The organism is Petrotoga sp. Shatin.DS.tank11.9.2.9.3 (assembly GCF_003665005.1).
GTDB lineage: Bacteria > Thermotogota > Thermotogae > Petrotogales > Petrotogaceae > Petrotoga > Petrotoga mobilis.
Genome location: NZ_JGVT01000004.1, coordinates 143087 through 158107, shown reverse-complemented (window position 1 = coordinate 158107; position 15021 = coordinate 143087). Strand labels below are relative to the sequence as shown.

18 protein-coding genes and 1 tRNA gene are annotated in these 15021 nt (G+C 34.3%); 5 read left to right on the top strand and 14 right to left on the bottom strand.

Translation table 11 applies throughout. The features are described 5' to 3' along the window. Positions 1 to 2: 2 nt before the first annotated feature. The 9 genes from BZ25_RS04865 to BZ25_RS04825 form a co-directional block, all read right to left on the bottom strand. On the bottom strand, positions 3 to 212 hold the full coding sequence (locus BZ25_RS04865; RefSeq protein ID WP_103927441.1) for a hypothetical protein: 210 nt from the start codon (positions 210 to 212) through the stop codon (positions 3 to 5). After that, positions 212 to 1276: an alanine/ornithine racemase family PLP-dependent enzyme gene (locus BZ25_RS04860; protein WP_121514992.1), complete on the bottom strand. Its 1065-nt coding sequence runs from the start codon at positions 1274 to 1276 to the stop codon at positions 212 to 214. The genes BZ25_RS04865 and BZ25_RS04860 overlap by 1 nt, the downstream gene beginning before the upstream one ends. A 61-nt stretch (positions 1277 to 1337) precedes the next feature. Next, positions 1338 to 1577: a hypothetical protein gene (locus BZ25_RS04855; protein ID WP_121514991.1), complete on the bottom strand. Its 240-nt coding sequence runs from the start codon at positions 1575 to 1577 to the stop codon at positions 1338 to 1340. Between the two features lie 14 nt (positions 1578 to 1591). Then, the gene (locus BZ25_RS04850) at positions 1592 to 1948 is read right to left on the bottom strand and encodes an RnfABCDGE type electron transport complex subunit B (protein WP_121514990.1); all 357 of its coding nucleotides are present in this window, start codon (positions 1946 to 1948) and stop codon (positions 1592 to 1594) included. Between the two features lie 58 nt (positions 1949 to 2006). Beyond that, a complete protein-coding gene (locus BZ25_RS04845; RefSeq protein WP_103927437.1) occupies positions 2007 to 2447 on the bottom strand; it encodes a GatB/YqeY domain-containing protein in 441 nt (146 codons plus the stop codon). Continuing rightward, a complete protein-coding gene (locus tag BZ25_RS04840; protein ID WP_121514989.1) occupies positions 2448 to 2825 on the bottom strand; it encodes a hypothetical protein in 378 nt (125 codons plus the stop codon). It lies immediately after the preceding gene. After that, positions 2822 to 4831: a ferrous iron transport protein B gene (feoB, locus tag BZ25_RS04835; RefSeq protein WP_121514988.1), complete on the bottom strand. Its 2010-nt coding sequence runs from the start codon at positions 4829 to 4831 to the stop codon at positions 2822 to 2824. The genes BZ25_RS04840 and feoB overlap by 4 nt, the downstream gene beginning before the upstream one ends. A 17-nt stretch (positions 4832 to 4848) precedes the next feature. Then, positions 4849 to 5100, bottom strand: coding sequence for a hypothetical protein (locus tag BZ25_RS04830; protein ID WP_121514987.1), 252 nt, complete (start codon positions 5098 to 5100; stop codon positions 4849 to 4851). Between the two features lie 3 nt (positions 5101 to 5103). Then, a complete protein-coding gene (locus tag BZ25_RS04825; protein ID WP_121514986.1) occupies positions 5104 to 5562 on the bottom strand; it encodes a ferrous iron transport protein A in 459 nt (152 codons plus the stop codon). A gap of 240 nt (positions 5563 to 5802) precedes the next feature. Between BZ25_RS04825 and BZ25_RS04820 the strand changes: the two genes are divergently transcribed. The 3 genes from BZ25_RS04820 (at position 5803) to BZ25_RS04810 (ending at position 8263) form a co-directional block, all read left to right on the top strand. After that, positions 5803 to 5878: transfer RNA gene (locus BZ25_RS04820), tRNA-Pro, on the top strand. 164 nt (positions 5879 to 6042) lie between these two features. Then, positions 6043 to 7173, top strand: a complete 1131-nt coding sequence (iadA, locus tag BZ25_RS04815) for a beta-aspartyl-peptidase (protein WP_121514985.1) — start codon at positions 6043 to 6045, stop codon at positions 7171 to 7173. A 22-nt stretch (positions 7174 to 7195) separates the two neighbouring features. Beyond that, a complete protein-coding gene (locus tag BZ25_RS04810; RefSeq protein WP_121514984.1) occupies positions 7196 to 8263 on the top strand; it encodes a mandelate racemase/muconate lactonizing enzyme family protein in 1068 nt (355 codons plus the stop codon). Between the two features lie 45 nt (positions 8264 to 8308). On the opposite strand, the gene BZ25_RS04805 is transcribed toward BZ25_RS04810, so the two are convergent. The 5 genes from BZ25_RS04805 to wrbA form a co-directional block, all read right to left on the bottom strand. Then, positions 8309 to 9382: a Gfo/Idh/MocA family protein gene (locus BZ25_RS04805; protein WP_121514983.1), complete on the bottom strand. Its 1074-nt coding sequence runs from the start codon at positions 9380 to 9382 to the stop codon at positions 8309 to 8311. 25 nt (positions 9383 to 9407) lie between these two features. Next, a complete protein-coding gene (locus BZ25_RS04800; RefSeq protein WP_121514982.1) occupies positions 9408 to 10715 on the bottom strand; it encodes a nucleotide sugar dehydrogenase in 1308 nt (435 codons plus the stop codon). A gap of 50 nt (positions 10716 to 10765) precedes the next feature. Continuing rightward, positions 10766 to 11932 (bottom strand): DegT/DnrJ/EryC1/StrS aminotransferase family protein, encoded by a 1167-nt coding sequence (locus BZ25_RS04795; RefSeq protein ID WP_121514981.1) that lies wholly within the window; start codon positions 11930 to 11932, stop codon positions 10766 to 10768. A 1-nt stretch (position 11933) separates the two neighbouring features. Then, positions 11934 to 12581 carry a winged helix-turn-helix transcriptional regulator gene (locus BZ25_RS04790; RefSeq protein WP_012208784.1) on the bottom strand — a complete coding sequence of 216 codons (648 nt, stop codon included), beginning with the start codon at positions 12579 to 12581 and terminating at the stop codon, positions 11934 to 11936. Between the two features lie 184 nt (positions 12582 to 12765). After that, positions 12766 to 13380 (bottom strand): NAD(P)H:quinone oxidoreductase, encoded by a 615-nt coding sequence (wrbA, locus tag BZ25_RS04785; RefSeq protein ID WP_121514980.1) that lies wholly within the window; start codon positions 13378 to 13380, stop codon positions 12766 to 12768. A gap of 317 nt (positions 13381 to 13697) precedes the next feature. Between wrbA and BZ25_RS04780 the strand changes: the two genes are divergently transcribed. Both BZ25_RS04780 and BZ25_RS04775 read left to right on the top strand, forming a co-directional pair. Continuing rightward, on the top strand, positions 13698 to 14519 hold the full coding sequence (locus BZ25_RS04780; RefSeq protein ID WP_121514979.1) for a fumarate hydratase: 822 nt from the start codon (positions 13698 to 13700) through the stop codon (positions 14517 to 14519). Beyond that, complete coding sequence (locus BZ25_RS04775; RefSeq protein WP_103079449.1) at positions 14506 to 15003, top strand: FumA C-terminus/TtdB family hydratase beta subunit; 498 nt, start codon at positions 14506 to 14508, stop codon at positions 15001 to 15003. Before BZ25_RS04780 ends, BZ25_RS04775 begins: the two co-directional genes overlap by 14 nt. Positions 15004 to 15021: the final 18 nt, after the last annotated feature.

The following is a 15021-nucleotide window of genomic DNA, read 5'->3' as shown; positions in this document are numbered from 1 at the left end:
TCTCAAACTAATAAGCTCAAAAAATAAGATAAAACAAAAATTCCAACACTTATCAAAAGGCCTAACAGTCCATTTTTGTCCATTTTTTTTACGTCTTCATCAGAACTTTTACTACCGTTTCTTATCATTTTAGCAGATCTCCATAAAAATACCGTTGAAATTATAAAAAGGATCATTGCAATTACAAAAAGAGTGTTTATAAAAGCAAACATTAAAGTATCACCTTTTCAACATAAGGACTTGTGAAGGCTCTCAAAACGGAGGAATAACCTAGCCTAAATCTTATCTTATCTCCTACTTTATACCTCACTTTAGATTCAGTTAAATCTACGATCGTATGATCACTACTCGCATGGAGTATTTCAATATCGTCATCCAACGGGTGCATGCTTGTAGGATCAACATCTTGCTCTCCCACGGCTAAAATGCCTTTCATTCTATTACCTTTATCTTCAAATGTTGGTTTACGACCAAATGCATCATAACCAATGTTGCCAAACGGGACGGAAGGTTTTTCTTTCAATTCCACAATTTCTGCTTCCAAGATTATCGTATCTTGCCTGTTGCCTGGAACGTTGCGGTTGTTAGTTGCGTCCGTTCCACAGATGATCGCTTCCCCTAATCTAAATTGGTTTATACCCTTTGGTAAACTTCCTTTTTCAATTAAAGGTAAGGCAGCAGTATTTCCCCCGGAAATTATTTCCAGACTTCTTCCAGTTTCTCTTTGGATTTCTTCTTTTATTTTCACAAGCCTTCCCATATTAGTCTCATCGGGGATTACTCCACCAAAACATCCTAAGTTTGTGCCTATTCCAACAATATCTATTCCTTCTATAGTCATTGCATTTGAAATCTCAGAAACAGCTTTTTCAAACCAAACTCCTTCCCTTAGATCCCCAACGTCAATCATGTAGATGACTTTAGATCTCTTATTGAATTTAGAAGAAACGTTCCCCAATCTCTTAGTGATTTCTAAGTCACTTACTAAAGTATAATCAACATAATTTGCGACGTCATCAAGTTCAGAAATCATAGGTATTCGAAGTAACATAAAGGGTCCTTTTATACCAGAATTTCTCATTTTCTTTATGTTTTGAATCCTTGAATCACCCAGTATTTTAATTCCACATTCTTTAAGTGCATGAGCTATTGTAGGTTCACCACAAACTACTTTAGTGACACCTACAATTTCTACACCCGAATCGTCACACAATGATTTTAAAAATTTCGCATTTTCTTGAATCCTTTCCAAGTAAACGTAAACCTTTGGATACAAGGAAAATCCTCCTTTATTTAAAATTGCGGGCAATCTTGGCCCGCAATTAAGAAAATTTTACTTAGGTTAAAACATCCAAATTTTGACCTTGATACAATTCACCAACGGTTCTAACTAATTTCATTGAAATTCCAGTTTGTTTGTAAATTACAAAAGATAAAAGTTTTTCCATCTCTTCCTTTGACATTGTGGGACTCTGGTTAGTGTTTTGACTATTCATGCGCGGAAGTTGATCACTTCCATAATCAAAACTCCTTAAATAAAGTGGCTTGTATTGTTGAGAGGATATAGGATCGATCAATTTGATCACCCCTTTTAGCTTTGCTTTAATAATTTTAAAATTTTAGAATCGTCTTCCCCACTTTCCTCATATATTTTGTTCAATTCATCAATAGACATCTTAGAAATTTTCTCTAAAAGTTCTGGGACTCCTTGAGCTTTACCAGGAACGCAACCGTCTTTTCCGACCTCTCCCTTGATAAATGCCTTAGCGAAGGCTGCACATCCAGGATAACCACAAGATCCACAATCGTTGTTTGGCAATACCGCTTTAACAATAGCCTCTCTTGGATCTTCCTTTACTTCAAATTTTTTTGCAGCAAAAGCCAAAAAAGTGCCGGAAGCAAACCCTAAAATTCCTAATAATAATACCGAATAAACTATTGTGAGCACTGCAAAAACACCTCCGAAAAATTCTTTCTAATGTTATTATATCACATATTATTGTATGTTAATTTAAAAGTGAGGACAGTATTTCGCTTATTTTCTTTCCATCAGCTCTTCCTTGAACCTTTTGAATTATCAATTTCATTACTTTGCCAAAATCTTTTTTTGATGTTGCATTGACTTCGCTTATAGTTTCTTCTATTATTTTTTTCAATTCTTCGTCAGAAAGTTGTTCAGGAAGATAGCTTTGTAAGATCTCAACTTCTTTTCTTTCTTTTTCAGCAAGATCTATTCTATCTGCTTTTTCGAACTGTTCAATCGAGTCTTCTCTCATTTTTATCTGCTTTTTTATTACTTGGATTATTTCTTCCTCTGTTAACTCTGCTCCTTTTTCAACCTCTTTATTTTTAATCTCAGATATTATAGATCTAACCGCATTTAAAGCAAGGGTATTTTTTTCTTTCATATATTTTTTTAAATCATTATTTAATATATCTTTTAACATTTATCGTTCCTCCTTATTCAATGCTTCATTTCTTTTTTTTCTTAGATACCTCAATTCTAAAAAGAATATGATTATGCTTAGTATACCAAAGATTATAACATAAATATTTAAATTTATTTCAGAAAATTCACCTGCTAACATAGTGAACAACATATCCAAGATTTCATAAGCTAAAAGAAATAGACCGATAAAAGAAGAAACTATTATATGGGCAGATTTATGATACCATATTCTATTGTCATTAGAAAAACCGTAGATCGAAATTAAGAATATAACAAAAAAAGAAAAGACGTAGAAAAAGTTTTTCTGTATATTCAGCAACATGAAAATAATCGATAATATTGCTATCAAAGAAAGAGTGAAGTTTTTGTGTTTCATAAAAAGATTCCTCCTACAAAAAATACCACATTAGCTATAAGATAAGCAACAACGGTGGTGTAAACAAGGCTGAAAACCGCCCATCTCCACCCATTTGTCTCCGCCTTAATCGTGGCTAAAGTTGCAAAACAAGGAATATAAGCCATAATGAAGAATATGAGTGCTAAAGCAGATGCTGGGGTTAATGCATTTTGTAAAGCGTAGGTTAAAGAACCTTCTCCAACATTAAAAATTGTGGCATAGGAAGACACAACTATTTCTTTTGCAGCGACACCAAAAATCAAACCGGTGTTTATTCTCCAATCCCATCCCAAGTGATTGGTTAAAGGTTCAAACACTCTCCCGATAGAAGCGGCAAAACTATTGTTTATATCTGTGCCAAAATTGGGGAAGAAAGACAAAAACCAAATTAGTATGGTGGCTATTAGAATTATGCCTCCGGCTTTTTGTAAAAAGTGCTTTCCTCTGTTCCATGTATAAATGGATAAATTTTTTAAAGTAGGCATCCTAAACCTGGGCAGTTCTATTATGAATGGGATGTCTTCTGATTGGGTAATGAATCTTTGCAAAAATTTTGAGGATAGTAAAACTAACGCTATGCTCGATAAATAAACTAAAAGCATTATAGTAGCTGCGTGTGTTGAAAAGAACGCACTTATTAAAAGTATGTAAACTGGTAACCTAGCGCTACACGATGCAAAGGGAAGGCTAAGAATTAAAGCCAGTCTTTCTTTTTTATTGGCAATCGTTTTGGTAGAGATAATGGCTGGAACATTGCAACCGAAACCTAAAATAATAGACATAAAAGATCTACCACTTAATCCAAAATTTCTCGCAATTCTGTCAACTAAAAAGGCTGCTCTTGGCAAATATCCTGATTCTTCCAAAAATCCTAAGAAGAAAAATAAGATAAAAATCTGTGGAATAAAAATCAAAACCCCACCAACGCCGGCTATAACCCCATCAACTAGTAGTGACTCTAACCAAGGAACAGTTACCATTTGGCTGATTGAATTACCTAAAAAAGTAAAAGCCGAATCCAGCAAATCCGATAATGGTTGAGCGAGGCTGAATGTTAGAGAAAACACCGCAAACAAAGCAAAAACATATATCAATATCCCCAAAACCTTGTGAGTAAAAACGTGGTCTAAAATATCTCTCAAAGACCAGTCTATTCCCTCTTTTATTATCGAAGAACTAACTAGATACGAAATGAAATTAAACTTCCAATTTAAATATTTGTTTTTAAGCTCTTCTATATCAAAATTTTCTTTTAACTCAGCCAAAAAATCCTTGGGAAGTTCTAAATCTTCACTTCCAAACTCTAAAAAGTATATTGGTAACCAACTACTATCTATATAATTTTGATATTTCGAACTTATTTTATGATACTTTGCGATTTTGTCTTGAAAAAACTCGATAAAATTCTCTATTTCTTCTGGATACATTATTTTCTTTTTTGTAAGATTTTTTTCTTTTGAAAGTTTATATGCTTCTTCTAAAAGTTCTTCCTTACCTTCGCCTGTCTTGGCGGAGGTCAATATGACAGGGATGTTTAAAGTTTTGGAAATCGGGGATGGATCAATGATTCTTCCTTTTTCACGAGCTTCATCTACGGCGTTTATAACCAAAATGGTCTTCACGCCAATTTCTATGAGTTGAAACAATAAAAACATAGAACTTTCCAAGTTCAAGGCATCTGCTACGACAATTACTATCTCTGAAGTATTACTTATTAAGTAATCCTTAGCAACTCTCTCATCTTCACTTTTGGCTGAAAGGGTATAAACTCCTGGAAGATCGACTAATTTAAAGGTTTTCCCTTTATACTTAAAACTTCCAATTTTCTTCTCTACTGTAACCCCTGGCCAATTGGCAACATATTGTTTTGTGCCCGTTAAAAGGTTGAATAGAGAAGTCTTTCCAACATTAGGATTTCCAATTATTGAAATCTCAGCTTCATTGTCAACGGTTTCAACGTCATCTTTGAGGGTATCCTTGCTCATCCATGCTCCTCCCCATATTAAATTTGTTTTGTAGAGTTATTAGTGTAATAACAGTTATTTAACAGGCCTTTTCCACATTTATCCGACAATGGACAACTTTTACATACAGGTTCTATTTTATTTATTCTTTCAATCCTAAGATCCATTATCCTTAAAAAAGGGATCAAAAGTTTTATTTCACTTTGATTTAAGTGAAATTTCTCTTTTAATTCCAAAATATCAACTTCTTTATTCTCTCTTACGTATTCTTCTACAACAGATATATCCATTTTCTAATCCACCTTTTTACAAAATATCTTGGAAGCTCTTCCCCTGCCCAATTCGTATTTTTTCCCGTCAACCTCTATAATTATTCTATTTCCAAGCTTATTAACTAAATTGATATTAACTCCTTTATACAACCCCATACTTCTCATTTCTTCTACAAAATTCCTTCCGCCTTTAATATCGATAATTTCATATTTTCCAGTTTCACTTTCCAAAAGGTTGAATACTTTGTAAGGAACATCGACAAGGATCTTAGAAGCTTCGCTTTTTCTTAAAACTACTTTTTTTTCTCCAATTTTAAATACTAAAGGATCCCCAAAAGGAGAAACATGAGCTAATTCTATAGATTTACCTGGCGTGATTCCCATTGCAAGAAGACGATTTTTCGTACTTTCTTCTTCAATGTTTAAACTCACTATCTTACCCTTTTGCCCAATAAACAAATCGTGTAAAGGAATTAGCAAATTATAATCACCTCTTTCGAATATTTCAATTCAATTATAACACTTTTTAAAAGAGTTAGCTGTGCCTAAAATTAACAATAAAATGAACTATTATAACGCAACAGTTAAGTTATATACGGATATGCGGTTTGTAGTAACTTCACCGATGCTATTAAACAAATTGATTATTCCTCAATTTTTTGGTTACTATTCACTTCGATTAAAAAATATGATAAAATCAATTATAGAATAATAAGAATTCGGGGCGTAGCGCAGTTGGTAGCGCGTTGGTTTCGGGAACCAAAGGTCGCTGGTTCAAGTCCAGTCGTCCCGACCATTATCAAATTCTTTTTCTATGAAAGCTCAAAATCTTTTTCGGATTTTTGAGCTTTTTGTTTTTTATTTAAAAATTATTGGTAGAATGAGTTAACTTGACTTTTTAATATTCTCTGTGGCATGATTTAAATAAAACTTATAATCATAAAAAAGGAGAAGAGCATTTTGCTTACCCTCATAAAGAATGCAACAGTTTACTCGCCTAAAGCTTTAGGGGAAAAAGATATATTAATTGGTGGAGAAAAAATCTTAGAACTAGTCGATTCGATAGAATTAAATTCTAATCTTAAAGTTGAGATTATCGATGCTGAGGATTATATAGTAGTTCCAGGTTTTATAGACTCTCACGTTCATATAACAGGAGGAGGTGGAGAAGGGGGATACAGCACAAGAACCCCAGAGATATTTGCTTCTAAGATAGTAAGTTCTGGAATTACTACCGTAGTAGGTGTTTTGGGGACCGACAACGCAACTCGAAGTATGCAAAACTTAATCGCAAAAGCAAAAGCATTAAAACAAGAAGGAATAAGCTGCTACACGTATACGGGTTCTTATCATTTTCCTATAAAAACTTTTACCGGCAGAATTATAGACGATTTGGTTTTCATTGAAGAAATAATAGGTGTTGGAGAAGTCGCTATTTCAGACCATAGAGGTTCCCAACCAACCTTAGAAGAACTGATAAGATTGACTTCAGAAGCTCGAGTGGGCGGAATTTTATCAAAAAAGGCAGGGATAGTAAATATTCACGTTGGCAGAGGAGAAAAATTTATTCAAATATTGATAGATGTTGTTGAAAATTCAGAATTACCTATTACACAATTCCTTCCAACTCACATGAACAAGGGAGAAAAAGCTCTTCAAACATGTAAAAATTTTATAGAAATGGGTGGAAGGATAGATTTCACAACTAGTTCGTCAAAAAAGAAAGACAAAGAGGATCCATCAAAACCATCTAAAGCCTTGAAACTTTTGTTGGAAGATGGGGTAAATATTGACAATATATCATTCTCATCCGATGGACAGGGGAGTTTACCACAGTTCGATGACAAAGGGAATTATTTAGGTTTAACAGTTGCGGATGTAGCTACACTCTTTGAAGAGGTTAAGGATTGTGTATTACAACAAGATATCCCTTTAGAAGAAGCTTTGAAGGTTATCACTATCAATCCTGCTAATTTTCTTAAATTAGAAAACAAAGGCCAAATAAAAGAAAACTTTGATGCAGATATAGTGTTCTTAGATAAAAGTAATCTGGAAATAAAAAAGGTTATGGCAAAGGGTCGCACTATTTAAAAAATCTTGTGGAGGGCAGAGAATGAAAATAACAGATTTAAAATTTGAAAAAATCAAAATTAAACTCAAAAAACCTTTTGTTATCTCCCGAGGATCAACGGAGTATTGTGAATCGGTGCTTGTAAAAATAACTACTGATGAGGGATACTTCGGCTTTGGAGAAGCTACTCCCTCTCGTTCAGTAACGGGGGAAAGCATCGATAGTGTAACAGCAATTCTTCCGACTTTCAAAGAAATATTAATAGGGCAGGATCCACTCGCAATAGAAAGAATTCATTATATATTAAACAAAGCAATCGCAGGAAATACAGCAGCAAAAGCAGCGGTTGATATCGCTCTCTACGATATAAAAGGGAAAGTAATGCAAGAACCCCTTTATAAGCTTCTTGGTGGATTTGAAAGCAAAGTACAGACAGATATCACGATAGGGATTGGTGCGCCACAAGAAATGGCAAATGAAGCCAAAGAGAGCGTAGATAAAGGATTTAATATATTAAAAATCAAAACTGGCGTTGATCTTAAAAACGACGTTGAAGCTATCAGGCTAATAAGAAATAGGGTGGGAGATAAAGTAAGATTGAAAATAGATGCCAACCAAGGATGGAATATACACGATACATTAACTGCAATCAAGATGATGGAAAGTTACAACGTTGAAGCCTTTGAACAACCATTAGCCGACTGGGATTTTGATGGATCTGCACTTTTGAGAAAAAAGACTGATATGAAGATTATTTTAGATGAATCAGTTCATAACGCTCACGATGCAATGCATGTGATAAAAAAAGATAGTGCCGATATGATCAATATAAAACTGATGAAAAGTGGAGGGCTTTACGAAGCAGAAAAGATTAACGCAATTGCTGAATCTGCTGGAATTAATTGTATGGTTGGATGTATGGTGGAAACAAAGGTGGCTCTTACTGCGGGAGCAAGCTTAGTTGCAGCTAAGAAAAATATAACAGACGCTGATTTAGATTCTTTCATGTATTATGAAGAATACGAAGGAATAAAAGGAGGATTTGAAGTAGAAGGAGATACAATAATTCTTTCGGACAAACCTGGTTTAGGGATAGAAATCAATATGTGAAAAGAAGAGGGGAGTAGATCTTGATTATAACAAGATCTAGACTGACTATATATCCCTCTTCAATTCCATAGTTGAAAAATCGATTGGAAATTTCACAGGTCTGTCCAAAAGGGCAGACTTGTAAATTCCCAAAACAGTTTCTACAGCCTTTTTCCCTTCTTCACCGTTAATAAAAGGTTCTCGATCCTCTTCTATCGAGTGATAAAAATCTCTGTACAGTGGAATGTGCCCACTACCATAAACGGTATCAGGATCCGGAAGATTTTGAAATGGATGCCCATCTTCTCCTTCAAATCTCCAATATTTTATCTTATTCACCGCTAAGCCGCCGATAACCACTGTGCCTTTTTCTCCAAATATCGATAGAGTTTCTTCCAAGTTTTTGGGATATATATTTGCTGATCCTTCTATAATTCCTACAGAACCGTTTTTAAATTTTATTATTGCTCCTCCAAAATCCTCGGCTTCTATGTAAGGATGGGTGAAGTTCTGAATAACACCGTATATTTCATTTATTTCAGAGCCCATATTCCACAATAACAAGTCTATATTGTGAGTACATTGGTTCATCAACGTACCACCGTCGTATTCCCAAGTGCCTCTCCATTTTGCTTGTTTATAATATTCTTCGTTTCTATTCCACCTAATGGAAGCTTGACCGTGAAGAATTCTTCCAAAGGAATTTGTTGTAATTTTTTTTCTTAATTCTTGTATAGGTGGATTGAACCGATTTTGAAAGCAAACCCCTAACTTTAAATTTTTTCTTTTTGCAAGCTCTATCATCTCATTCATATGTTTTGTCGATAGGGCCATTGGTTTTTCCACTAACACATGTTTGTTGTTTTGCAGAGCTGCCATGGTGAGTTCATAATGTTTCCCACTTTCGGTAGCGATTGCCACGGCGTCTATATCCGATCTTTTCAACAATTTTCTATAGTCCGTGTATATCTCTGGTTTCTTTAACCCAGAATTTTCAACCTTACTGGCAAATTGTTCTGCTCTCTCTTCTTTTAGATCGCAAACAGCCACATTTTCAATGATATCAGAATTTTTTATAATTGCTTCTGAGTGTTTTGTTTGAGCAATTCTTCCACAACCTATTACAGCCAATTTAAGCAAAGAATATCACCTACTTTTAAACTTTTCATAATAAAGAAACTTTTTCTGGATACTTCTCTCTAAGTCCTTTTGTGACATTTTTTGTATCAAAAACTATATCGGCATTTTCCAAAACGAAATTGTAATTCACCTTTTTGTGCCCAGTAGTAATTAAAACCGCATCTGATTCCTCTAACAATTCTTTTGTTAAGTCTACCGTTTTATACTCTATTCCTTTGTGAGAAAAATTTTTTATATAAGGGTCATGAATCTTCACTTCTGCACCCTTATTTTCCAAAAGCTCCAAAACTTTCAAAGCAGGAGACTCTCTTAAATCATCTATATCGTTTTTATAACTCACCCCTAACATCAATATTTTGGAACCATTCAAACACTTTTTATTTTCGTTTAAAATGTCCATTAGTCTTTCAATTACATACTCAGGCATATAATCGTTTATTTCCCCAGCCAATTCTATTATCCTTGTGTGATAGTCAAACTCTCTAGCTTTATACGTTAAATAAAAAGGATCTATTGGAATACAATGACCGCCCACACCTGGTCCTGGATAAAAGGGCATGAATCCAAAAGGCTTTGTAGCAGCCGCATCTATGACCTGCCAGATATTTATTCCCATTTTCTTTGCTAAGATAGCCATTTCATTGATGAGACCAATATTGACTATTCTAAAGGTATTTTCCAAAATTTTTGACATTTCTGCTTCCTTAGGGGATGAAACGGTGAAAACTTCTGCGTTTAATACGTTTTCATAGAGGGTTTTTGCATGTAAAGTGCATTTTTCGGTAACTCCACCGACTACTTTTGGAGTATTTTTCGTCTTGTAAATCAAATTTCCCGGATCCACCCTTTCTGGGCTAAAAGCTAAATAAAAATCTTTTCCAACCTTGAACCCATACTCTTGTAATAACGGCAGAATTACTTCTTCGGTAGTTCCCGGATAAGTAGTGCTTTCTAAAACAATCAACATTTCTGGATGAAGCCTTTTGGCTATCTCTTTGGTTGAATCAACAACAAAACTTAAATCAGGTTGTTTGTATTTATCCAAAGGAGTTGGAACACATATCGTTACACAATCGCACTCCTTTATTCTATCATAATCGCCTGTAGCGCTTAGATAACCATCGTCAACCAGCTTTTCTAACTCTGAATTTACAACATCTCCAATATAATTTATCCCTTTGTTGACCTTTTCTACTTTTTCTTTTTGAATATCGAATCCTAAAACCTTGTACCCTGCCTTCGCCTTTTCCACCGCAAGAGGTAAACCAACATAACCCAAACCTATTACCCCTACCTTTGCAGTTTTATCTTTTATTTTATCCAATAATGCCATTTTTTAGTCCTCCTCTTTCTAAAATATCGCTATCTTTAGAAACTCTAAAACTATTTTGAAAAAAACTCTTTAATACTTTTAACTACGTATTCCTGCTCCTTTTTGGTGAGCTCTGGAAACATTGGCAAGGCTAACGTCGATTTAGATGCATTTTCAGCTACAGGGAAGTTCCCTTCTTTATAACCCAAGTTCTCAAAACACTTTTGAAGGTGCAAACCAAGAGGATAGTATATCGATGTTCCAACCCCTTTATTTTCTAAGAATTTTTTCAATTTATCCCTATCTTTGGGGTTATTCAAAGTGACTACGTATTGGTGATAGACATGGGTTCTGTCGTTAAAATAAGCAGGATAACTTAAATCTTCGTTGAGGTTATGTAATTCAAATAATTCTTCATAATTTTTTGCCTTTTTTATTCTTTTATCAATGTATTCATCTAAATTGTTTAGTTTTATTCTCAATATTGCAGCTTGAACTTCGTCTAATCTTGAATTGTAACCAACTTCATCGTGATAATATTTTTTTGCAGCACCATGAACTCTTAATTTTCTGATCCTATCCGCCAAATCCGCATTGTTTGTAACAACCATTCCACCATCACCATAACCACCTAGATTTTTTGTTGGGAAGAAGGAAAATATGCCCAAATCTCCGATGCTGCCACTAAATTTTCTTTCACCATTCTTAAAGTGCCATACAGATCCAATAGACTGAGCGGCGTCTTCTATAATTTTTATGTTGTAATTCTCTCTTATTCTTTCCAATCTTTCTAAATCAACGGTTTTTCCAAAAAGGTGTACGGGAATGATTGCTTTAATTTTTTCTTTTTTTGGATGATTCTCAAGCAAATCTTCGACTTTATCCAAATCAAGGTTGTAATATTTATCTTCTACATCCACAAATATAGGAGTGGCACCATTCAGTGCAATTGCACTTGCGGTTGCAAAAAAAGTATATGGTGTGGTGATAACGTAATCTCCTTCTTTTATATCCATAGCTTGAACGGATATCCTTAAGGCATCAGAGCCATTGGCAACACCAATAGCGTACTTTACGTTTATATACTTTGCAATTTCCTCTTCTAAGGCTTTTACATTACTTCCCATAACCACATTTCCAGAAGTGAAAACAGCATCCAACTTTTTTAGAACATCTTTTCTCAATTTTTCGTATTGTCGTGTTAAATCAAAAAGAGGAACCTTCATCTTGTCTTCCATCTCATCTCCCCTCCAAAGAAATATTGCCTTCCTCATCTATCTTAAAAACATATAATTTTTCCAAATTTTTTTCAGTTGCCTTTTCCAAAATTTTTTCTGACTTCCTAAAAGAAGCTATTATGAGTGCATCGTAGGTTAGCTCTTTGGCTTTTTCCGGAGGGTAAATATCTATTCCTTGAAGTTTATCACCTTGTTTTAAAGGGGAATCATCCAAAAATCCAATTATATTAATATTTTCATCCTTCAAAACCTTCAATACAATTCCTCCAACAACCCCCGCACCATACAAAAGAATATCCTTTAAATTATCTTTTTTAAGAGTTTGAAAAACTTTTTTGAATGAGTCTTTGGTTTCTGTATATAACTCAGAAACCTCGTCAACGAAACTGAGGGTTAAAAATTGCAACCTTTTTTTTCCTGCCTCTGTGAGCTCATAACTCATATTACGTTTGTTTTCACCGCTTTTTATAATATTTCCATTCTCTTCAAAATCTTTTAAGTACTTGTTTATCATCGATGGGACGACTCCTACTTTTTTTGCCATTGTATCTTGAGAAATATCATTTTCTTGAGAAATTAACTTTAAGATCACCATTTCTCTAAAATTCGGAGAAGGGTTGAAAAAAGTATAATTTTGAATATTGAGCATTAGGAAAATCACCTCTAATCATTTCATTCATACACTAAGTGAATAATCATAATCAATTATATCAGTTATTTTTTTAAAAGTCAATTGAAGTTTTAAATTCAAAAAAATAAAGACGCACAGATCGTGCGCCTTCAAAAGTTTTTAAAAGTCGATATTTTAATTTTACAGTTTATACTCTGAAGTATCACCCAAAAAGCTTTTTTGCTATTTCAGCTACTCTTCTTCCTTGACTTTTTGCAATGTTGAGTTCTATTTCATTAGGTCTATTTTCCTCGCCTTGGATAATAATTGCCGAGGCACCATATGGTGTACCTCCATGAATATTCGACACATCGCTCAGACCTGGCTCATTGAAAGGTATTCCCACAATAATCATCCCATGATGCAATAACGTTGTATGAAAATTTAAAATGGTAGATTCTTGACCTCCATGTTGGGTACTAGTAGAGGTAAAGACACTCCCTATTTTTCCAACCAAACTTCCCCTTGCCCAAAGTGGACCTGTTGTATCAAGAAATTGCCTCATTTGTGCCGCCATCATGCCAAATCTAGTGGGAGTTCCAAAAATTATTGCATCAGCTTCAACAAGTGAATCCAAATTTGCTATTGGAATATGGGAAAATTGTTCTTGTGCCTTTTTAGCACCGGATTGGATCAGAATATCTTCAGGAACGGTTTCAGGAACTCTGTAGATCTTAACATTCGTTCCTTCTACTTCTTTTGCTCCTTCAGCCTCGGCTTTTGCCATTTGATAGATATGGCCATACATACTGTAGAATATAACGTTGACTTTTGCCATCTAAAGTCCTCCTTTAATTAGGATAAATTTAGTCCCTTTTATTATACAGGTAATTTATTAACAAGATTTGAATAATATTATAAATCTGCCATTTCACGTTAGCATTTCATTGCCTTAGATCATATTAGATGTCGCATTGTTAAAGTCGATTAGAGGCGATTAGGAATTAAAAGCTTAAAAATTCTTAATTTTTCATTTTTATGTTAAAATTTCAAAAAGATGGAAAAATAGACGATAATATAGAAGCTTGAGAAATTAAACAATTAGCATCGCTAAAGAGAGTAATCGATTATAAAAAAGGAGTTTGAAATTTTGAGATGATATCTAAGCGTGAAATATTAGAAAAGTTGTCGAACCATATAGTAAAGACAAATGAAACGATAAATCCAGAAGTAAAAACTTATCTTGATGGATACAATGGTCCATTTTCTCAAGCGCTAAAAGAAAATTATAAAATCGCAGAAGCTGAAAAATTACCCCTCTGTCAAGATACAGGTATTGTTGAATTCTTTGTCTTTTTAGGAAACGAAGTTATACTTGAAGAACCTATATTTTCCACTTTAAATGAGGTGGTTGAAAAGGTATATACGGAAAATCCCTTCCGATTTTCACTGGTGAGTGATCCCCTTTTTGAAAGAAAAAACACTAAAAACAACACTCCACCTGTGGTACACATATTCCAAGTCTCTGGGAAGAGTTTAGAGATCAAATTTTTGGTGAAAGGCGGGGGAAGTGAAAATCTCTCAGCCTTGTTCATGTTAAAGCCATCAATCGGGGTCCAAGAATTAAAAGATGTAATAATTGGGCATGTGAAAGAAAACGGAGCAAAAGGTTGTCCGCCTTTACATGTTGGAATAGGAATAGGTGGAACTTCTGATAAAGCAATGGTTTTATCCAAATTAGCATTGACCAAAAGTTTCAAAGAAAGAAATCAAGACCCTGTATACGCAGTTTTTGAGGAAGAGCTTTTGAAAGATTTAAATACTTTAAAAATAGGGTTTCAAGGATTAAAAGAGGGGGTTTCGGTTTTTTCGGTACATGTAGAATATGCTCCCACCCATATTGCAACACTTCCGGTTGGGGTTTCTTTAGATTGTTACCTTTGTAGAAAAGGTGTGATAAAATTTGAAGATAGATGAAATTGAAAAATTAAAGGTCAGAGAACTCTTACAATACACAGGCGAATTGATAGTTATGAGGGATGCTGCCCACCAAAAACTTTTAGAATTACTTTCAAAAAATTCTCAGCTTCCTGTAGATTTAAACGAAAAAATTGTATTTTATGCAGGCCCTGCGAATCCTCCAAAGAACTCTAAGATAGGTTCTATAGGTCCGACAACGAGTGAAAGAATGGACAAATATCTTGAAATGATCTTTAAATTAAGTGTGCTAGGAACTGTTGGAAAGGGAAAAAGAAGTGATTTGGCAGTAAAGTTATGTATAAAATACAAGCGAGTTTATTTTATAACTCCAAGTGGTGCAGCTGCGTACCTTTCTAAGTGTGTGAAGGATATAAAGATTCTAGCCTTCCCAGAATTAGGCCCAGAAGCTATTTACAACATAAACGTGGAGGATTTTCCTTTAATGGTGGCAATAGATACAAACGGTAGTCAGATATTCTAACTTTTAAGGAGAGTTAAT